The organism is Cupriavidus sp. 05N38 (assembly GCF_056397345.1).
Genome location: NZ_JBFTNF010000196.1, coordinates 1 through 306, shown reverse-complemented (window position 1 = coordinate 306; position 306 = coordinate 1). Strand labels below are relative to the sequence as shown.

The following is a 306-nucleotide window of genomic DNA, read 5'->3' as shown; positions in this document are numbered from 1 at the left end:
TAAGCTAACCAGTACTAATTGCCCGTAAGGCTTGATCCTATAACCAGTGTGTTTCTCCTGGTATGACGTATCGCGTGCCGCTAGCAAAGCTCGGCCGATACCTCGCAACCTGACTACATCCCTATTTGCTGTGCTGGCTCAACCCCAGCGCGGCACACCGTTTATGCCTGGTGACCATAGCGAGTTGGAACCACCCCTTCCCATCCCGAACAGGACCGTGAAACGACTCCACGCCGATGATAGTGCGGATTACCCGTGTGAAAGTAGGTAATCGCCAGGCTCTCCCTTGAAACCCCTCAGTACGCA

Annotated in this window: 1 rRNA gene; it reads left to right on the top strand. The window is 54.2% G+C overall.

Annotated elements, in window-relative coordinates:
• Positions 1 to 166: 166 nt before the first annotated feature.
• Positions 167 to 280, top strand: a 5S ribosomal RNA gene (rrf, locus tag AC1DK4_RS40895).
• The last annotated feature ends 26 nt before the right edge of the window (positions 281 to 306 follow it).